This is a genomic window from Nostoc sp. KVJ3 (assembly GCF_026127265.1).
Lineage (GTDB): Bacteria > Cyanobacteriota > Cyanobacteriia > Cyanobacteriales > Nostocaceae > Nostoc.
In genome coordinates, this window is the sequence record NZ_WWFG01000014.1 from 26072 (window position 1) to 45070 (window position 18999).

An 18999-nucleotide genomic window follows, 5' to 3' on the forward strand; every position below is an offset into this window, starting at 1 on the left:
TTCGAGATCATGAAGTTTACAAAGATTTGTTTGGGGTTGAAAGTAGGATAGTCAAATCGAAAAAGTAGCCACTTGACAAAAGTGGCTACAAATTATAGCGTTTACCAGTCTAATGAAGTACACTAATTAAAATAAATCAGTGTATCTACTCAAGGGTAAAAATGAAACCATATTCCCTCGACTTTCGCCAAAAAATATTTGATACATACTTGTCAGGTGGAATATCACAACGTCAATTAGCAAACAAATTTTGTGTCAGTTTAGGTTTTATTGAGAAATTACTAAAGCAATATAGAGAAACAGCAAGTATAGCTCCTAAAGTTAGGACAAAACAAACTCCTCCAAAGCTCAACGAAGAACAAATTAAGATTCTTGAAGAAATAGTTGAAGCTAAGAATGATTCGACTTTATCAGAAATTCGCTCAGAACTCAAAGAAAAAACAGGAATAACAATTGGTATATCTACAGTAGACAGGATGTTACAGAGGATAGAGATAAGCCTAAAAAAAAACATTGCACGCCGCAGAAAAACAGACTGAAAGAGTTCAATTATTAAGAGTACAGTTCTGGCTTCAACTTCATGGGATACCGGCGGAAAACCTTGTATTTCTTGACGAAGCAGGAGCTAATCTATCTTTAATAAGACACTCCGCTCGTTCTAAAAAAGGTAAAAGAGCGCATGGCTCACGACCTCAAAAACGCTGTAAAAATGTCTCCATAATTGGAGCGATTGCTCTCAAAGGCGTGATTAGTCAATATAGTATTTTAGGAGCATCTGACAGGCTGACATTTGAGGCTTACATTTCTCAAAAATTAGTTCCAAAGCTGTGGGAAGGCGCTTGTGTAATCATGGATAATTGTTCAATTCATAAAGGTGGAGATATTGAGAAATTAATCGAATCTGCTGGAGCTAAATTGATTTATTTGCCACCATATTCTCCTGATTTTTCACCAATTGAAACCTGTTGGTCAAAAATTAAAAGTTTACTACGTTCTCTTGAAGCTAGAAGTTATCCAGACTTAGCAAAAGCAATTGAAAGTGCTTTTAATCAAGTCTCGTTAAATGATATTTATAATTGGTTTACCCATTCTTGTTACTGTACTTCACTAGACTGAGAAACGCTATAAATTCTTTCTTCATTTCTTTCTGCGATCGCAAAGAGCGAGAAACCTTTCAGCAATAATCGCTTCAATTCATCTTAGGTTAGTATTTTTCTTGTCCGCTTTGGCACGGCTATGCCAAATACGCTAAATATAAAGGTAAAACAACTGCTAATGCTCGATTACGTCAGTGCAGGAATCGCGTTTTACTTTACTTTGCTCCCCGTACAAGAGTGGATATTGGAATTCCGCCTTGGTTATCTCGGTCGCTACTGGAGCCTGATAAGTGTTGCTGGCTTATTCATTGGCTTTTTGCTCTGTGCGCTGATATTTGTGCCATTGATTATTAACATGATATTAGATCCGTTCAGATATCCAGATCATTTGGTTATGAGCGGGATCGCTGCGGTGATTTTTGGTGTAATACTCTGCCTGGGACAGTGGCTAATACTGCGACAGACTGAGTTGACACCAAGAATTTTTGCGCTGATCAATACAGTAGTTGGAATTTCTGTCTTTTCCGTGCTGGTATGGTTTAATAAAAAAAGTTTGCAGTGGAGCGGTGGCCCAATTGAAGGCTGGAGAACCGGACTCATCTTTCCAGTGGGTGGTACAGTTACCGGAGCGGCGACGGGTAAAGCATTAGATTTTTACTGTGGACGAGTTGAGCAGCGATTAATCAGACTTGAGAGGGAGAGGGTAGAGCAAGAAACCCAAGAGCGAGAAAGGCTTTTGAAAGAAAGAATTGAGAAGGAGAAATTAGCGCAAGAACGCTTAGAAGCAGAGATGGCAGAACGGAAAAGGATACAGCGAGAGGCGGCTCAAGAGGAAGAACGTTTGTGGTACGAAAAACACGGTCAAGACTATGCAGATTATGCAGATTATGAGGATGAGGAAGAGTAACTTTGTGCTGTAATGAACCGATTAAGTCTGTTAAAATTCGCTTTTGCCCTTACTGGGGTTTTTCCTATAAAAAGTCTGTTAATTCTGTTGTGGTTTGAATAAGATTTTGGGTGCGATTCATTGTCAGGGTAATCGCACTCATTTTCTTGTTCACCCATCTGTACAACTGACATTAATTTTCTTGAGAAAGAAGAGCTTGTAACTGCTGAACTTGTTCAAGACTTAAACCCGTGACTTGTGAGATTTCTTGCACAATCATTCCTCTTTTGAGTAAATTTAATGCAATCTCTTCTCTTGTTTTTTGAGCGCCTTCCTGTTGCCAACTTGTAACAATCTCCATAATTTCCTCCTGTTCATCTAATCCCATTGTACTGATTGCCGCTTGAAAGACCTGTTTCTCAGTATCGTCGAGCCTCAAATACGTATCAACGAACCCAGAAATTAGTTGCATCCTTGCTGGGTCTAATTTTAAGGTCGCCAGCAGCCGCAAACATTCCGCCTTCACCTGTGGACGTTCTTGCTTGGAAATATTCATCTTTGACATTAATGCTGCCGCCACCGGATTTGGCTGCGTGAGAAAATCGCGCCAACTTAAACGATTCAACTGGATTGCTACAAACTGAAATTCCAGCACTTTTAAATCTCCAAAGGTGACGCGATAATTTTGGGGTTCGGCGCGTTTGGGTTCATCAAAAGAAAAAATTACAACTGGGTAAATCGGTAAATCATACTTTTCATGTAGGCGCGCAAAATATTTAAACATCCGCTTTGCAAAGGCTGTTTCAGTGTAAGACTGGTTTTCAACATGAATTAGAAAACAAGTATCTTGCTGTTGATAACGCACCTGCGCCAGTAAATCAATTTCCTTCTTTTCGCCAGAAGTGACATCATTAAATACTTCTTGGGGTAAAAGCTGGATGGAATTACGATCTATTTGGCTGGCTACTTGAGGTAGAAACAAATCAAGAAAATCAATAAAAAACGTAGATAATAATTCTTTGAAAAGGCGGTCGTGGTCAATCATAATATTTATCTTTAACTTTCATAACAATCATTCTATTTTCAGGTTAAGATTTTTACTAAAGCTCAGTATCGCATATACTAAATATCTCTGCAATCCACTAGAATAAAGAGATGATAATCTGATTTATGTATATTAGCTATTAAAACAGACTTCATGAGATACAAGCTATGAAATTATCAGACTTATCAGCAGAAAGCCTAGAAAAAATTAAGGCAGTTAGATGGGATAGGATTATTGAGAAACATGAAGGGCCAGAGGATTGGGAATCAGTTCTCAGATATGAACAGCCAGACTTTTTGTCAGTTCAAGGATGCCCGATATTATTACCTGTAGATAAATCACATCATCCTAATATCACCATAATCCGGTGTATCTGGAGTATGGATAACAACTCTGTAACTGTTTTTCTGTCTGATACTACCTATGAAGATAATCCTTTTTTCTCTGGATTTATGGCGGTATGCGATCGCTTGAAGGGAGAGGAATTTTTTTTAGCAGTTTTATATCATGAATGGTTTATTATTGAAAGAGCAGGAGTTTTTGAATAATCCTGTTACGTTAGGATTTTCAAATATTATTCAATAATAATTAAATTACTATCTCATTAACTCTGACAACATTTGCTCAAGAATATCTTCCATAATTGACTCGTCCGTGGAGCGCAAAGAAACTGGGCCATCAAGAAATTCTTGAATAGTGATTTTCTTTTCTTTAAAGCCTTTAACAAAATCCCGAATCTCAGAAACGACGTTAATTTGATTGCCAATTGTTTCTACAATAGCAGCCATAGCGTCAATGCCTTTTTTAGCAGCTTTTCGAGAATCGCAAACCATCGTTCCTTCTGGAGTATTTTTTGTCAAACGCAGTTCCTGTTTCAGTTTTTCATATTGAGCCAGGAGGATTTGATTGTGCTGTTCTAGAGTTCGGCATCTACGGGTTAAATCATCCTCGTTATTATTGTCAATAATTTCTAAGGGTTGTTGACTTCGTTCAATTTCAAGAAGTCTTGCTAAATCCCCCTCTTGGTAGGCTTTATTGATTTCTTTCATGATTTCTGTGTGAGACTTCTGTGTTTCACTGTCTCTGGCTTTATCAGGGTGAAAGATTTCAGCTAATTTTAGAAATGTTTGACGAATTTTTCTTTGGTCATCTGCTCTGACAAAAGAGGCAGAGTCTACAGACTGTTGTCCTTGCCAAGATTGATGCTGTTGTTCACTAGTTTCCTTTGAAAAATCTGATTGGGAATCTTCATTGTCAAACGATTCGTTTAATGTATCTAACTGTTGGCTGTTGGGTTTTAGACTGATGGCTCCAGTTACCTGTAGGTCACGGTAAAGTGCTTGTATATTTTTGAGGGTTTGTTTACCGAACTTTCTAGTAGTAAAAATCTCCTCAAACAGAGCATGGATCTCCTGGTCTAACTCAGCCATTTTTCGGAAACTGGGAGTAGCTTTATTGAGAAATTCTGTGCCAAAAGAACGCATCTGTTCAACAAAGTTCTTCAGTTCTGTGCGCTTTCTTTTAATCTGTTTGAGTAGTGATTGATGTTCTTTTTCTAAAAACTCTAAGCGGATATGTAATTGAGACAGAGCCAGCGGAGTTACTTTAATTGATTGCGATGGGACTGTAGTTTTTCGAGGCATGAAACACGTATGTAAGTTTAAAGTTTAAAATATAACTTTTGGATTACTTAGAGAATGCGAAAAAAGACACATCTTGGATTATACACTGCGGACTTAAATGAAGTTTTTAATAATTTTTTTTCATCAAAGCGCCTGAGTGTGATTCATAAGTAAGTGAAGCAGTGATAAACCTGCCCCTTGTTAAAGTCTGGTTGACAAATCGAATTCTCAAGAGCCTCAACCATTAGGGAGAGGTCGTTTAACGTCACGATTAGCAAAATACCCTCGCCCCAGCCTCAGATAATAGTGCATCCTTAGTTGAGGATAGCAACCGTCATTATTCTTATGTAGGATAGAAAACCAGCGTCCGCAATTCAATACTTTCTCTAGCTGGGGCATCTGGTGGGCTTGTTGGGTCATCAAACCCAGTATGAGCAGCAAACCTCGCCCGTCCGTCCTCTGCCGAGTCAAAGCACTTAAACAATAGTGCTTCCGAGGGTTGCATTTGGGGGAAGTAGAACCATTGATGTGTTGGGTTATAGGTTATTAAGTAGGTTTCACCAACGTAATCGCGGTACACTATGTCAGTAGCTACTAGGTCTGTTGGTGCGATACTAAAAGCGTTGCACACTGCTAATGGTGACTTAGAAACTGGGGCGATCGCTCGCCAAATGTTAATCAAAGCAAACCTTTGCTGTAGTAATTGATCAATATTATCTACCCCCCGTGCTGTCAACTCTTTGCGTGCGCGAGTATAGCCAGAAATGGCAGTAAAGTCGTTATGTACATACTTAATAGGCTCACTGATCCCGCTTTCACCATTCTGTAAGCGTTGAGCGTTACGGAGAGTGTGATCGAATATCACCACCTTTTCGGCACCTATTACCTCTTTCAAAAGTTGCTCGGCTTCAGGATAATAGACACGACGGATCTCATTTTCGTCATAAAAATTGCGAACATTGCTTTGTTGTACAACTTGTTTAAAGCCTTCTCGCTCTAAAGATATGTCTTGTGAAACCGCCCGTATGTTACAGATTGGCATCAAGTGTGTCTCGAACTTTCGATTGGATGGTGGAATCCCTGGTGGTCGTTCATAGGCATAGATAACAGGTTTTTCTGCCATTGGCGTAAAATAAGTTAGTTCTGCCTCAACGTGCGGCAGGTCGAGCAAAAAGCTACTGTTTAGGCTCATAAAACATTTTTTTCAATATAGTTAAATACTTATAATTGAGTAATTATAAGCTGTTTGTCCCGTTTGAGTGAGCTGACTGGTCGTATTTTAACAGTGAATTCTGTTGTTTTGAATACTTGGAATCCACCATTAATTGCTTAATGTTAAACACTCATTAACCAATCGCCTACCACAGACATACACGCGCTGTTATTATTAATCCAAATCTGCCACTGCTCCAAATACCCATTCCAGTCAATATCTTTGGCATTAGCTATCTTACGATAATGCTCATACTGCCATAATTGTTGGGCGCAAACTGTCGGCTGATTGTGAAACAGCATGAAACAACCGTTCACAGCATCAATTTGAGGTGTGATTAAAATGGGTTGTAAATACAGATAAAATATTATTAATCACTTCCAATTAATTCTTAATAACCTAATTGAATGACTCGATTTGTACATGGCGAATTTGCCAAAGATTATCTAGAAGAACTGTTAAAACCTTATGGGGACTTACCATTGAATCACCCATACAAGCAAGTGACGCTAGAATTAGTTTACAACCTACGCCAGAATTTAAGAATTAATCAAAATTTAGAATCAGATGATAGGGAGTTAATTATGCGATTAGAACCACTTTATCAGCAAGACCGTGAAAGAGCAAAACTTGAAGGACAACAGGATTTAATTATACGTCAACTAAATCGTCGTCTGGGTGAAATTGATGCATCGTTGATTGAAGGAGTTCGAGGATTATCTATTGAGCAATTGTCTATTCTAGGAGAAGCGTTATTAGATTTTTCTGTAGTGGCGGATTTAGAAGCTTGGTTGAATCAGCAAGCCGGATAATAACATGACCCAGATATCCATTCTATAGAACATGGTAGTATTTGGGGGTGTAAATCGAGGCTTTTAAAATGGCAAGAACCGTGTTTCCATCATCATTTTATTGCGACTGTGGACATAAATCGTATTTCTTTGAGAATACTGTCTCTGAGATGGAAAAAATGAGCAGAACAAAACTTGTCACTTTAAGCGACGGACAAGATAACGAACACGAAATTGTTTTTTTCAATGGCTTGGCAATAGAGATTATTTGCTCTAAACTGGGAAAGTGTAAAATAACCGACTCACAGTAACAGTTTTGATGAAACAGTAAACTACTGTGACCTACACCCCCACCAACCAATCACAGACCACAGACCTACACTCGTCTGCAAACTTAACCCAAACTTGCCACTGCCCCAGATAGCCATTCCAGTAAGGCTCCCCATCAGCAATTCCAACAGAAAAGCCAACTTGGGAGATTAACTCGCTGTAGAACGAGCCAGCGCTATTTAGCCCAAGCTGCATTTTCACCATCAGCCCCTTCCATCCAAGAATCGCGATATTTTCTGGGGTATATGGTGCTGTGTCACTGAGTGGTGTTGCAAAGACTATATTATTAGTGCCTGACACCAAATCAGAATTGTGGGATATGGATAGTGATGTTGTGTCAATGACGGGTGTAGTTGTACTTATATTATTAGTGATTGACACCAACTCACAAGAAAACGCTTCATCTCGATTTAACCACTGCCCAAAAATTGAATTACGCTGATCATCAGGGGCAACAAACCGATAGACGCACTCTCGATTTTCACGCTTACCCAATCGACCAACGTAAGCCAATTTCAAATCAATCTTGGCAAGTAACTTCTGAGCGATCGCTATCGGTGTGTGTTTTTCCGAGATACTAACATTCAAGTAATTCTTGATAACGTGCCGATGCTTTACAGCCAGCACTTTAAACTCCAGCATCTTCTCGTCAGACCCCCGCAACTGCTCCCCAGGCGTGAGCAACTGCAACAGATTCAGTTCTTCTAACAACAGTACAGCAGGTAACATCTGCCCCTTGTTAAAGTCAGGTTTCCAAATAGAATTCTCCCCAGCCTCTAATTGCGCCTTAGCCCGTTTAGCATCACGAGTTGTCAGAAATTCCCGCCCCAGCGTCAAATAATAGTGCATCCGCAGTTGAGGATACCACCCGTTGTCATCTTTCTCGACCAAATCAGGCGTAACTTCAACTTCATAGCGACGGGATAATTCAGCCTTGCGCTGCTGATGTCGCTCGGTTTTCGTTTTCGCCCTTGTGTCAAGGAGCTTCTTGAGTTCGGCATCAGAGATGGTTGGAGAATCCGCGATCGCCTGACACTCCGCAGTATACAATTCAACAGATGCCGCTTTAACCGACTCGATTACAGCCCCGCTCTCATCATCGTCGGCATCGACGGCATCAACAACGGTGTAACCATCCTCGACCAAACCCGCAAGCACAGACTCTCGATAGCGCCGCATCTCAACGTTGATGACAGAACCACGCTTACCCCAAGTCTGCAATGACTCCGGTTGAAAATTCTGGTCAATAAAGCTGTAATCGTCATTGTCCGCCGCCGACAACAGCGCAATGTTCGCTTGTGTTGCGACGTGTTGACTCCGCAATAATCCTCCTATCGTTGTGGAACCATTGCCCACAACCGACATCCCCCACTCTCTGACCCAAATGTGACGGTCAACTGTTTCCCGTAGCCGCGCCAACATCTGACGCACGGAGTTAACCGGCTGCACTCCCTGAAAAATCCCCCAAACACCATCAAAATGCCCTCGAATGTCGATGCTGACTCCAGTTTCTAAACTTGGGGAGGCTATAACCAAATCATACTGGGTCAGAATCTCGTTGAGATGAGCGATACAACCGAAAGCCGCATGAGAGGGGTCAGCAACAGATTCGCTGTCAATTCGCAGAATCCGCAAGTGAGGGAATTTGCGGCGAAAACGTTCTTCAAGTGCCTGGGTTCCCCATTTGGACTTTGCTTTTTGAGCAGAGCAGCACAATAGATGATGCCCACCTTTAGAAATCGCCTTGTCCAGTGCAGCGATGAGATTCTTCGGGTTACTCCCAGAATAGTTGTAACAGTTGCCAGCGACATGGCGATAATTATTCACGATTACGAACGGATTAACCCGATATTCTCCCGCAAGAGAAAGAACGTATTTTCAGTAGACCGAAAAGTTTTGCGATCGCTAAAAAACAGTAGTGTACGATACCGTTTTGAGAGGAATGGAAAAAAGCTGATCGTCTCAGAGAAATGATAAGATTGGCTTATTGATGAACTGCAAAAATCAATCAAAATCAGCCAGATGGTAAACAAACTTCACAGGCTACCCCATAGTTGCGGTCTACGGCTTGACGTAAAAATTCAAGCATCTGTTTGAGGGTAAATAGATGAGAGAAAACTTGTCTGGCACTTCTTTTTAAGCGACTAAGATAATGCCAGACTAGATAAATCCAAACATTAATAATTAAAAATGCCAAGGCTACAAATAGAAAGCGAATGGTGGGATTTTTAATAGTAGTTTTAATTCGGCACTGGTTTTTCATTCGGTAGCTACTCTCAATCCCAAAACGAAGACGATAATCATCATGTATAAGCTGTAAAGATAACTGGACTTTATAGACTGCATAAATAAAGAATTCTCGTCCATGCGCTCGCCTTTTACCGTTTTTATAAGTACAAACTATCCACACTTGAAAAGTAACCGACCCATATTTATCGCTATTTAAAGTATAAGATGTTTTGTAACTACGCCGACCTCTAATTAACTGTCTAGTTCCTCCATATTTGCCTCGAATAATAGCTGGCATTTCAAATGGGATATCCAAAGCTTGCAACCAATGAATTACTGGGACGCAAAAGAACTCCCTATCTAAATATAATCGCTCAACTTTTAACTTAATTGGCTCAATTAATCCTAAAAGATAAGTAATAAGCGCTACTTTTGTATCTTGTTGCCGAACAGCTTTAATAGCTAAAGTGACTCGTTTATTCTTTTTAATTACGTAGAGAGTAGCGTAAGCGTAAAAAGAGCAAGTACCACTTTTAGCTTTACTTCTATAAATAAAAGGTGCTTCGGCTGGTGATGCTTCACCATAATATGGAATTAGATTAAAATCGATGGCGATTTTCTGTTGTCCCTGCCGTATGCCAGTTGGCAAGCGACTTTGGAGTGCCTTATTTAAATCCTCTTCCAAAGAAGTGATGTCTGAATATTTTTCTAAATGGTAACGGATATCATTACTAGTCGGAACATTTTTTAAGACTTTAGTAGTGTTTTCAATGCTGTCTCTTTGAGTAGCTGCTCGAATTAAAATTTCAAATATATTTTTTTGTTCGCAATTACCTTGAGTTCTAATTGGAGCATTTTCTGCTAAACAGTTAACCACTTCTTTTAACGTTTGATTATCGGTTAAAACCGGGGTAGTTGCAGTCATAGCCAAACGAATTAATCCTTGAAGTCAAAAATTTTACTTCTTCACCTCAATACTTTACAAAAATTCCAAGACACAGCGCCAGAAGATTGTTCTGGTGCGGGAGCTACCCTTACCTTTTTCTCCAATTCATTAGTTTTGCTTATGTAATATCTGTAAACGAATTTTCCCAAAACCCTATCAAAAAGTACAGTTTTCCAGACAATAATCAGGCTTGCAAGTATCCATCACTGAGCGATCGCAGAACTTTTAGGTCTACTGATACTCGGTTACTTACAGCGTGGTGAATATGGCTGATTTTGGATTACCCCAGGCGCGGCGGCGGTTAGTTCTGGTTGCCAGTAGGGGGTTTCGCGTTGCCTTACCTTCTTTTCCCCTGCCCCCTGCTTCTTATCAAAGTTACAGGTTGTAAGGTGAGCAAATATTTGCCCACCCCAGACATATCGAACTAAACTAGGACGTTACTACCAATCACCAAATTTGTCGCGGTGAAATTATTCAAAGTCGCCAAAGTGCTGAAAGCGTCAGCACCACCATTAGAGTCAACCTTAACTTGCGTAGAACTACCCAATTGCACAAACCGTAGGTAGCCATCGCTGATAGGATTGCTGCCACTGTAGCTCAGACTCTTAAATAGGTCAGTTAAAACTAACTTATCGTCATTCTTGTTAAAGTCAGTGATTGTATCACCAGTAGTTCCTCTGTCGCTAAAAGCTTGGTAGACAAATAGATCCTTACCGCTATCACCAGTAAGGGTGTCATTATCAGCACCACCAATCAGGATGTCATTACCGCTACCACCAATGAGAATATCATTACCAGCACCACCGCGCAGTAGGTCATTGCCACTCTTGCCGTCGATGCGGTCATTACCTCCTTGAGCGTTGATGACATCAGCAGAGTCGTTAAATCCGTTGACAGTGTTGTTGTTGTCGTTGAGGAAAGTGACTATATTCTCTCTAGTAATACTAGTTAGGGTAGAGTTGGCATCAAAGATATCAAAGTCGTTTTGAATGGTGGTTTGCCCATTAAACAAGATGTTACCCAAGTCAACACTAGCTCCGTTAACTTTTCGGAGGTTATCCAGGTTTTCTAAAGCAAAGTTTTGCAAGATTACCTTAGGACTATTGGCGACGCTTTCAAAGGAAACTTCTAGATTGCTACCATTCTTAGTCAGCAGCAGATTTTGAGCAGTTAAGCCAGTCCCAAGGAATTTCAGAGTATCAGTTGCCGCAATGACTGCGGCTGATGGGTTTACCCCTTGACCGACACCACCGAAATCAGTGATAGTATCAACACCGTCGCCCAAGTTGTAGACAAATCTATCTTGACCACTGCCACCTGTGAGAGTGTCGTTACCTTTGTTACCTGTAATGGTGTCGTTACCAGCTAATCCATTAATGGTGTTATTGCTGGCTGTGCCTGTGAGAGTATCAGCATTTGGGGTTCCCGTCAAGTTGAGTGGAGTAACTGTCAGGTTAAAGATATCGCTGACAGTAGCGTTGCTGTTGTCTTTGGCTGTAACTTTGACGCTGATGATTCCCACATTAGCAGCCACAGGTGTGCCGCTGAAGATGCGAGTAGTCGTATTAAAAGTTAACCAACTGGGTAAGGCGTTACCGTTATCTAAGGTGGCGGTATAAGTTAAGGTGTTGCTTGTATCGACATCAGCAAAGGTGTTGGCGGGAACGGTGAAGTTGAAGCCACTATTTTCAATGGTGGTTTTATCTGGCAGGGCATTTGCTACAGTTGGTGCATCGTTAACACCATTGATGGTGACAGTAATGTTTTTGCTAGCTGTGCCATCAACAGATTTAACAGTGAAGGTTTCAGCTTTAGTTTGACCCGCACCTAAGAATTGCACCGCACTGTTAGCAACGCTGTAGCTGTAGGCTCCGGCACTGGTGATGCTCAAACTACCGAGATTACCTGTCGCTGAAGTGACGGTGGTGTTGAAGATGTTTTGACCTGCATCGACATCAGTGACAGTGAGGGAACCTGTCGCAGTGAGGTTGGGGGTAGCTGTATCTTCGGTAATGGCTGCTGTAGCTGTACCTGTAATAGTGGCTACATCGTTAACACCGTTGATAGTCAGGTTAACCGTTGCTGTGCTGGTGCCGCCCTTGCCATTATCGCTAGCAGTGTAAGTGAAGCTATCGCTGGCAGTTGCACCCACACCCAAAGATTCAAATTGACTGTTGGGGTTATAGTTAAAAGTGCCATTGGCGTTGAGAGTGAGTAGCGCCCCAGAAGCTAGGGTAATTGGTGTACCGACTGTGACACTGTTGCCATTAACTTTAATCACACTCAAGCTGTCGCCATTAGCATCAGTGTCATTGCCCAAGACGTTGATATTGACAGCAGTATTTTCATCAGTAGTAGCAGTATCGTTGGCAGCAACAGGAGCGATGAAAGGCGATTCATAAGCCCCAATATCCACAGTACTGCCGATGGTGCGAGTGATACCTCGTTGGTCGGTGGTGACACCGCTTGGGATAAGGGTATTGTTCCCCGCATTGATGGCAGCAGAACCTGCAACTAAAGCGTGGGTTTGGGTAGCACCGCCGTTGTTAGCAAGGGCGGCGATGACTTGGTTAATATTGGTAATGCCAGCCGAGGCAAAGGTGATATCGCTGCCAGTGCCGATGCTGCCAGATGCGCCAGTCAAACTACCGATGAGGTTGTTGCCATTTCCTGTCACCGCGCCCGCAATATCAGGAGCTTCATTTCCAGAATCAAAATTGCCAGCGATAATCGTGTTTTTGGCGGTGACGGTGCCAGCAACATCATTGAATACACCACCACCATCACCAGTGCCATTGTTGTCAGAGTCAGCAGTGTTATTGGTAATAGTGCTGTTACTTAGGTTCAGTATAGCTAGGTTGTAGATGCCGCCGCTGAAATCTGCTGCTGTATTACCAGAGATAGTGCTGTTGGTAATAGTAGCTGTTCCTTGGTTAAGGATATTGGCGACAACTCCAGTATTACCAGAGATGGTACTGTTAGTAATCGTCGCTGTTGCTCCGTTAAAGATACTGCCGAAAACTCCACTATTACTAGAGACGGTGCTGTTGGTAATCGTAATCGTCGCTGTTGTTCGGTTAAAGATGCCGCCGACAAACCCCGTATTGTTAGAGACGGTGCTGTTGGTTAGGGAGAGATTTTCAAAGTTGATGATGCCGCTATCACTCCCCCCGTAATCGTCAGTCCGTCAATCGCTACGGTAATTTTATTGCCACCATCGCCATCATCGATGCCGAAGACACCAGAGGCGTTGTTACCACTAATGCTCAGGTTGCTTGCCCCTAGTCCATTGATAGTCAAGGCATCGCTAATGACTAATTTCCCAGAAGTCAGGGTAATGGTATCGGGGGTGGCATCGGTGAAGACACTGCCCTCAAAGGTAATTGTATTCGCACCTGCTAGGGCATTGGCATTAATAATCGCTTGCCGTAAAGAACCTTCACCCGAATCGTTGGTGTTAGTCACTACCGTATCGTTGGCTGCGATGGTGACAGTAGCAGTATTGTTCGTGCCGTCGATGGTGTAGCCTGTGCCAGTGTCCAAGTTGAGTTTGAGGGTTTCGGCTGCTTCGGCGGCGATGTCGTCAAAGGCTGCTAGGTTAAGATCAACAAAGCTTTGTCCAGCGGCAATGGTCGCAGTTAAGGTACTGCCAGAAACCGTGACGCTGCCACCACTGAGGGTATAGTCGGCAGTAGAGGCTGTGCTGCTGCCATCAAGGGTGAGGTTAATAGTTAAATCCCCTGTGGTGTCGCTGCGAGTTAGGCGATAAACACCGTTGCTACCACCTTCATTGGCTGTTGGTGTTTGAGTAGTAATGCTGACGGTGGTAGTAGTGACAGGTATTTGTGTGCCGTAAACATCATCGTTATTAGTGAGAGTCCCTGCGTCGTTAGCTGCACTGTTGCCGCTGAAGGTAGACGAACCCACAAAATCAACACTACCAAGGACGGTGGGCATTCCCTGGTTATTGCCGTTGGTATTAGTGGTGGACTGCATGATGAAGATTGCCCCACCTAAGCCTTGACCGTTGAGAAATGAACTACCACCTGTGGCAGTGTTGTTGGTAAAGCTGGTGTTGTTGAGGGTTAAAGAACCACTGCGGACGAAGATGCCGCCCCCCAGTCCAGCACCGCCGCCACCGCCAGCAGCGCCACCACTGTCACCGCCGCCAAAGCCACCGTTACCAACACTGCCATAGCCAAAGCCGCTGCCACCACCGTAACCCCCAGCACCGCCGCCACCGCCAGCACCGCCGCCGCCAAAGCCGCCAGCACTGTAAACACTGCCACCGCCACCAAAGCCGCCAGCACTGCCAGCACTGCCAGCACTGCCACCGCCGCCGAAGGCACCAGTCCCACCGCCGTAGTTACCGTTACCACCATAACCACCATCGTTGCCAGTACCTGCTGCAAAAAGTCCGCCGCCGCCGTTGCCGTTGCCGGAATTGCCAAACATGCCGCCGCCGCCGTTGCCGGCGGAGTAGCCGGCATAATTGCCGCTACTACCGCCTTGTGCTGCATTATTACTAAATGCAACATTGGTTAAAGAGACATTGCCATCATAAATGAACAAGCCGCCTCCCATACCAGCACCGCCGCCGCCGCCGTAACTATTTCCGCCTTTGGCTCGTCCGTTGGTGATGGTTAAATTAGAAATACCCACGGTTCCCGACAGGATAAACAAGGGGCGTAGATCGCCATTATCGTTGATGCCGTTATTATTGGCATCGCCGCTAAGGGTGTGGTTGTTGCCCACAATGCTGATGTTGCTGTTTACTAGATTTTTGACTACCCCAGTCACACGCACATCATTATTGAGGGTAACGGTGTCATCCCCTGCTAGTTGGTTAGCTTGGAGGATTGCATAACTGAGGGTGCCTGTAGTTAAACCACTGCCGTCATCGGTGGCTTGGTTGACGATGAAGTTTGTCATTTGATTTTTTTCCTTTGTTTGAGGTAAATGAATTCTTGTGGAATTGGCGTCTCGGTCGCCTTGAACTAGGGGCGCTCATGTTGCCCATCCCACAAGATTGGATAATTTGTTTGTTGGAAGTTTTTAAGTTGCAGGTCAGTACAACTTTGTTACAGGTGAATGCAGCAAAGTTGCAGGTCGATGCAGCAAAGTTGCAGGTCGATGCAGCAAAGTTGCAGGTCGATGCAATAAAGTTGCAGCTTGGTAGGAAAAGGCTAAAAGGATGTTTGAAAAGTCCTCTTGTCGGTAGCAAAACGTTTTAGATCCCCCTAAATCCCCCTTCTTAAGGGGGATCAACAAGTGCCTAAAATCATAGCCAACCACTTTTCAAACAACCTCTTAAGATTGACAAGCTTCATTTACTCACCGCTTCTACCGGCTGGGCGACAATTACGTTAGCCAGACTATTGCTAGGATTCTTCCAAAAAGACAAGGAATCATACTGAGTAAATAAATCTGGTGGTAAAATCGTCAGTCGCGGTTGAAACTCAACTTTAGGACGCACTTGATGTAGTCCTTTGGTATTTAGGCGATTATCAAACTCTGAAGCTTCGTATTCCACGTTGGCAAAATCATGCTCAAAGGGTTCCTCTTGCAAAAATTGATAAATCAGCGATAGGGTTTTATCAGGTGCTTGGCTTAACAAGTCATAGTCCACTAAAAGCAAAGAGGCGCTATGTTCGCTATAAAATGCTTCCTTGAGGGCGTTATAAGCAAAGCCCACCAACCGTCCCCCTTGACTCAGGGCTTCGGTGCGGGTGTAAACTGTGGAGCGTTCAGCGGCATTATTAAACATCCGCGACACATCAAAAGCGTTTTTTCTAATCAGCCGTTCGATGCTATCCATAATCCAAGCGACATTTCGCACGCAGCAAATTACCTTTGAGCCAGGAAATAGCTCTTCAATTAAAGACAATTTGCTACACCACAAGCGGTTAGTATCGAAGATGACTTCTTTTTGTGCTTGGGATTCGTAAAAGGTGGAAAAGATAGTTAAGGTTAATGCCCGTTTTTGCTCAGGGGTGATAAAGACTGAAAATTCATTATCTTCGCTCATCGCTTCTAGGATTCGGTTCACCAGACTACCAACAGGGCTAGTCATGCTGGCGTGAAACCGGGGGTTTTGCCGCAGTAAGGCTCCGAGTAAGGTGGAACCCGAACGAGGTAAGCCGGAGATAAAGTGGATTTTGGAAGTCATTATGGTTAATTGGCGGGTTTGATTTCTTGCCCTGAGAAGTTGAATTTTGCTATAGGTGGGACATTATTTAATAAGGGATTAGCATTTAGGCTGAAAAAACGTAGTGTAATAGTCCCTTGTACTGTCTGGGTTTGGGGATTAAAGCTGGCTTGATAGTCAGAGCGAGCAATGCTACCAGTAGATCCTGCACTTCCTGGAAACGCAAAGGTAATTGATCTGGCGCTGACCCCAGTTTTGCTATTACACTTCCAAGCACCTTGTCCATTGCTAAAGGGATTAAAGACGTTGGTAACACCACCTTGATTGGAGTCAATGACAAAAAAGTTACCTTCTTCGGTAAGTGTTATGACTCCACGCGATCCGATTGTGCCGTCTTGGTTGAAGATTGTTCTCAGGTAAGAACCGCCGACATTTTGGCTACAACGTGCTGTATTATCATTAGTTTCCCGTGCTGACTAACTCATTCCCCCTAACAACATTAGGCGTGGCAAGTACTGTGCAAGCAATAACAGAACTAAACAACAAGGTTTTGCAAGACAACATTTTATTCATTTTCTTTTTAAATTGATTACACAGATGTAATGACTTTACAGGTATTTTCAACTAAATATTTGTGGAGAAGTTGTATTGCAACATCTCTACGCAATACAGTGTTTTTACTCAATCGTGTTGGCGCACAAGCTTCTGCACCTGTGGCTTTTGAGAACAGATGCTAGGCGATCTCCAAAATTTGTTTAAATCATTGACGTTATAAATTGTACAGCAATCACCTTGATTAATACATGGTACAAGTGTCCTATTTTCTAGAACGGCAAAACTAACTGGAGAGGTGAGAATAAAGGCTTAATTACGTATGCGTCTTAGAAAATATCAAACGAGTTTACTATGCTTCCAACCTACCTCTAGCAAGTTTTACCGCTCTAGGTAATATTTATATGGATTTGCGTCCATGTTCTTCTCCCATTTTTGTTACTATGTCCATTTTCTTTATCCAAAAGAAGCGATCGCTTGATTAATGCCTTAACGAAGTTTTAGGTATTTCAGCTTACGACTTTGTAACTTAAGGGATAAAGTGGCCGGAATTAAAGCATAAAGTGGCCGCTTTAAAAGCCTGGAATGCTTATTTTTGCGTTGCCCTACTTTCACCATACTTTACAGCGATCGCATTCAATTCTCTCAAATCCGCTTCTATCATAGATTCTGTTTTGCGGCCACTTTATGCTTGAAAAACGGCCACATTATCCTTTAAGTGACAGACTTGTCCAACTTCTCCTGACAAAAGCTGTCCAAAATCTTCTTCAAGTCACAAATTGCCAAAATTGTTTAGCGGATTATCTCGTCGCCGTGTTCTGATTCTAAGACCCTCAACAATTTCTCTTCCAACGCCGTCAAATAAGCCCGATTCAGCTTTCCCAACGACTCCAAAAACCTCTGCACCGACTCCTCCAACTCACTCGAATACACCCGACTGATGCGATCGCAAATCACCTGCATCTGCTCACACTCGGCAGGGAGATAATTGAAAGACTTCATGTGCTGCAACCCAACCGTGTACTCCCCATCCCAGGTTTTGACAGTACAGCTGAATTCGCCCACATGGTTAACTATGCCCCAGCACCCGCCCTTGCCTCTGAGTTCGGGGTTGTCCTTTGCTAGTATTTGGCACACCTCGCCAATTTGGTAGGTATTGGGTATTTTCGTCCTTTCCATGATGCGCTGCACAACATCTTTCACGATTCTACCAGTTGGCACTTTGCCGCCAGCAAGTTCTACTGCCTGTTGCCATACTTCTTGCTGTTGCTGCGGTTCCAGTTTGGTCATGGGCCGAACTTGTCCCTCGCTGGTAGGCAAGATTTGTACCTGATCGGAGTGGACTGTAGCAGGATCATCTTCAATTTCATTTTGTGTCCAATTTGGACACATTTTGATCAAATTATCTACAACTCCAGCAGCTTCAATTAATCTGTAAGGATGACGACGCTCAAATCCAAACCTGTCCTTGCAATACTCTTCAAAGGTTGAATGCGTCGAACGGTACAGTCTGCGATCGCGCAATTCTGCCAGCGCCTTTCCCGCTTCAAAAAACGCTTTTTCCACACGGCGCTCTAAATGTAGGCGATCGCGTTCTTCCGTTTCGGACAACTCCTCTACTTCAGCAGCAGTAACCGTAATCGTTGCTGAAGCTGGATTTTCTGGATCAAAGATGTCTTTGGCAGAACTAGCGCTTGCTTTTAAATTGTTGGAGACAGCAGAGGTGGCTTTTTTGCGGTTCGAGGATGGTTTAGTCATGATTCCACCCTTTCAAATGGTATTTCTCAGACTAGATAACAATTTTATGGTTGTAGTCAGGAGCTACAATCGCTCGTAAAAAAACTAAGGGCAAGGCGAGAGGAGTGGTTAATCATCGAATTTCACTCCTAAGTCAATACCAAGTACTCGCTCAATTTTCCTTAATGTGTCTTCAGGCAAAGCATCTCGTATTCGTTCTGCCTCAATATCGTGCCAGTAAGATCGGCTAATATCAGCTTCTCCTGCCAAAACCTCGACTGAACGCCCATCAGCTTTTCTAGCTTGTTTAATTTTTCCTCCTAAACCTGAAATTTCAATGTCTGTGTAGCGTCTGATTTTCACTATATCCACCTAAACCACCTCCTTTAATGTAAAACGTCGT

General features: G+C 42.9%; 16 protein-coding genes and 3 pseudogenes. 7 read left to right on the forward strand and 12 right to left on the reverse strand.

The genetic code is table 11. The annotated features are described in order from the left end of the window. Positions 1-161: 161 nt before the first annotated feature. Together GTQ43_RS39960 and GTQ43_RS39965 are read left to right on the forward strand one after the other, a co-directional pair. Positions 162-1116, forward strand: a protein-coding gene (locus tag GTQ43_RS39960; RefSeq protein WP_265275365.1) for an IS630 family transposase whose coding sequence is annotated in 2 segments (ribosomal slippage) — positions 162-505 and positions 504-1116 — 957 coding nt in all. Because the reading frame shifts where the segments join, the coding sequence is not laid out codon by codon here. Positions 1117-1236: 120 nt separating this feature from the next. Next, positions 1237-2004, forward strand: a complete 768-nt coding sequence (locus GTQ43_RS39965; protein WP_265278172.1) for a hypothetical protein — start codon at positions 1237-1239, stop codon at positions 2002-2004. A 172-nt stretch (positions 2005-2176) separates the two neighbouring features. On the opposite strand, the gene GTQ43_RS39970 is transcribed toward GTQ43_RS39965, so the two are convergent. Continuing rightward, entirely contained in the window at positions 2177-3028 is an 852-nt protein-coding gene (locus tag GTQ43_RS39970; RefSeq protein WP_069074519.1) for an Rpn family recombination-promoting nuclease/putative transposase, read from the reverse strand. Positions 3029-3195: 167 nt separating this feature from the next. On the opposite strand from GTQ43_RS39970, the gene GTQ43_RS39975 reads away from it, so the two are divergent. Then, on the forward strand, positions 3196-3576 hold the full coding sequence (locus GTQ43_RS39975) for a hypothetical protein (RefSeq protein ID WP_265278173.1): 381 nt from the start codon (positions 3196-3198) through the stop codon (positions 3574-3576). 48 nt (positions 3577-3624) lie between these two features. Here the strand turns inward: GTQ43_RS39975 and GTQ43_RS39980 are convergent, their stop codons facing one another. The 3 genes from GTQ43_RS39980 to GTQ43_RS39990 form a co-directional block, all read right to left on the reverse strand. After that, positions 3625-4671 (reverse strand): J domain-containing protein, encoded by a 1047-nt coding sequence (locus tag GTQ43_RS39980; protein ID WP_265278174.1) that lies wholly within the window; start codon positions 4669-4671, stop codon positions 3625-3627. Positions 4672-4993: 322 nt separating this feature from the next. Then, positions 4994-5842: a CmcJ/NvfI family oxidoreductase gene (locus GTQ43_RS39985; RefSeq protein WP_265278175.1), complete on the reverse strand. Its 849-nt coding sequence runs from the start codon at positions 5840-5842 to the stop codon at positions 4994-4996. A gap of 143 nt (positions 5843-5985) precedes the next feature. Continuing rightward, positions 5986-6165: a hypothetical protein gene (locus tag GTQ43_RS39990; protein ID WP_265278176.1), complete on the reverse strand. Its 180-nt coding sequence runs from the start codon at positions 6163-6165 to the stop codon at positions 5986-5988. Positions 6166-6339: 174 nt separating this feature from the next. Between GTQ43_RS39990 and GTQ43_RS39995 the strand changes: the two are divergent. Further along, positions 6340-6675: pseudogene (locus tag GTQ43_RS39995) on the forward strand (DUF4351 domain-containing protein); the annotation flags it as partial. A gap of 321 nt (positions 6676-6996) precedes the next feature. On the opposite strand, the pseudogene GTQ43_RS40000 reads toward GTQ43_RS39995, so the two are convergent. Both GTQ43_RS40000 and GTQ43_RS40005 read right to left on the reverse strand, forming a co-directional pair. Further along, positions 6997-8859: pseudogene (locus GTQ43_RS40000) on the reverse strand (plasmid replication protein, CyRepA1 family); the annotation flags it as partial. 139 nt (positions 8860-8998) lie between these two features. Further along, positions 8999-10138, reverse strand: coding sequence for an ISH3 family transposase (locus tag GTQ43_RS40005; protein ID WP_265278177.1), 1140 nt, complete (start codon positions 10136-10138; stop codon positions 8999-9001). 271 nt (positions 10139-10409) lie between these two features. On the opposite strand from GTQ43_RS40005, the pseudogene GTQ43_RS41635 reads away from it, so the two are divergent. Next, positions 10410-10547: pseudogene (locus GTQ43_RS41635) on the forward strand (hypothetical protein); the annotation flags it as partial. 36 nt (positions 10548-10583) lie between these two features. Here the strand turns inward: GTQ43_RS41635 and GTQ43_RS40010 are convergent. Further along, the gene (locus GTQ43_RS40010; protein WP_265278178.1) at positions 10584-12836 is read right to left on the reverse strand and encodes a VCBS domain-containing protein; all 2253 of its coding nucleotides are present in this window, start codon (positions 12834-12836) and stop codon (positions 10584-10586) included. A 252-nt stretch (positions 12837-13088) separates the two neighbouring features. On the opposite strand from GTQ43_RS40010, the gene GTQ43_RS40015 reads away from it, so the two are divergent. Then, entirely contained in the window at positions 13089-13289 is a 201-nt protein-coding gene (locus tag GTQ43_RS40015; RefSeq protein WP_265278179.1) for a hypothetical protein, read from the forward strand. On the opposite strand, the gene GTQ43_RS40020 is transcribed toward GTQ43_RS40015, so the two are convergent. Beyond that, positions 13286-15091, reverse strand: coding sequence for a beta strand repeat-containing protein (locus tag GTQ43_RS40020; RefSeq protein WP_265278180.1), 1806 nt, complete (start codon positions 15089-15091; stop codon positions 13286-13288). The two genes, GTQ43_RS40015 and GTQ43_RS40020, sit on opposite strands and share 4 nt — an antisense overlap. Between GTQ43_RS40020 and GTQ43_RS40025 the strand changes: the two genes are divergently transcribed. Next, positions 15085-15393: a hypothetical protein gene (locus GTQ43_RS40025; protein ID WP_265278181.1), complete on the forward strand. Its 309-nt coding sequence runs from the start codon at positions 15085-15087 to the stop codon at positions 15391-15393. The genes GTQ43_RS40020 and GTQ43_RS40025 overlap by 7 nt on opposite strands. 92 nt (positions 15394-15485) lie before the next feature. Here the strand turns inward: GTQ43_RS40025 and GTQ43_RS40030 are convergent, their stop codons facing one another. The 4 genes from GTQ43_RS40030 to GTQ43_RS40045 all read right to left on the reverse strand — a co-directional run bounded on the left by GTQ43_RS40030 (position 15486) and on the right by GTQ43_RS40045 (position 18959). After that, the gene (locus GTQ43_RS40030; RefSeq protein WP_265278183.1) at positions 15486-16328 is read right to left on the reverse strand and encodes a sulfotransferase family protein; all 843 of its coding nucleotides are present in this window, start codon (positions 16326-16328) and stop codon (positions 15486-15488) included. An 85-nt stretch (positions 16329-16413) separates the two neighbouring features. Then, the gene (locus GTQ43_RS40035; RefSeq protein WP_265278184.1) at positions 16414-16647 is read right to left on the reverse strand and encodes a hypothetical protein; all 234 of its coding nucleotides are present in this window, start codon (positions 16645-16647) and stop codon (positions 16414-16416) included. 1004 nt (positions 16648-17651) lie between these two features. Beyond that, positions 17652-18617: a hypothetical protein gene (locus GTQ43_RS40040; RefSeq protein ID WP_265278185.1), complete on the reverse strand. Its 966-nt coding sequence runs from the start codon at positions 18615-18617 to the stop codon at positions 17652-17654. A 108-nt stretch (positions 18618-18725) separates the two neighbouring features. After that, positions 18726-18959: a helix-turn-helix domain-containing protein gene (locus GTQ43_RS40045; RefSeq protein WP_100904288.1), complete on the reverse strand. Its 234-nt coding sequence runs from the start codon at positions 18957-18959 to the stop codon at positions 18726-18728. Between the last annotated feature and the right edge of the window lie 40 nt (positions 18960-18999).

What these genes read in the sequence shown, in the direction of transcription:
- GTQ43_RS39985 (WP_265278175.1), bottom strand. Translation starts at nt 5,842, where the DNA reads ATGAGCCTAAACAGTAGCTTTTTGCTCGACCTGCCGCACGTTGAGGCA.
- GTQ43_RS39965 (WP_265278172.1), top strand. Translation starts at nt 1,237, where the DNA reads ATGCCAAATACGCTAAATATAAAGGTAAAACAACTGCTAATGCTCGAT.
- GTQ43_RS39980 (WP_265278174.1), bottom strand. Translation starts at nt 4,671, where the DNA reads ATGCCTCGAAAAACTACAGTCCCATCGCAATCAATTAAAGTAACTCCG.
- GTQ43_RS40030 (WP_265278183.1), bottom strand. Translation starts at nt 16,328, where the DNA reads ATGACTTCCAAAATCCACTTTATCTCCGGCTTACCTCGTTCGGGTTCC.
- GTQ43_RS39975 (WP_265278173.1), top strand. Translation starts at nt 3,196, where the DNA reads ATGAAATTATCAGACTTATCAGCAGAAAGCCTAGAAAAAATTAAGGCA.
- GTQ43_RS40040 (WP_265278185.1), bottom strand. Translation starts at nt 18,617, where the DNA reads ATGACTAAACCATCCTCGAACCGCAAAAAAGCCACCTCTGCTGTCTCC.
- GTQ43_RS39970 (WP_069074519.1), bottom strand. Translation starts at nt 3,028, where the DNA reads ATGATTGACCACGACCGCCTTTTCAAAGAATTATTATCTACGTTTTTT.
- GTQ43_RS40020 (WP_265278180.1), bottom strand. Translation starts at nt 15,091, where the DNA reads ATGACAAACTTCATCGTCAACCAAGCCACCGATGACGGCAGTGGTTTA.
- GTQ43_RS40005 (WP_265278177.1), bottom strand. Translation starts at nt 10,138, where the DNA reads ATGACTGCAACTACCCCGGTTTTAACCGATAATCAAACGTTAAAAGAA.
- GTQ43_RS39990 (WP_265278176.1), bottom strand. Translation starts at nt 6,165, where the DNA reads ATGCTGTTTCACAATCAGCCGACAGTTTGCGCCCAACAATTATGGCAG.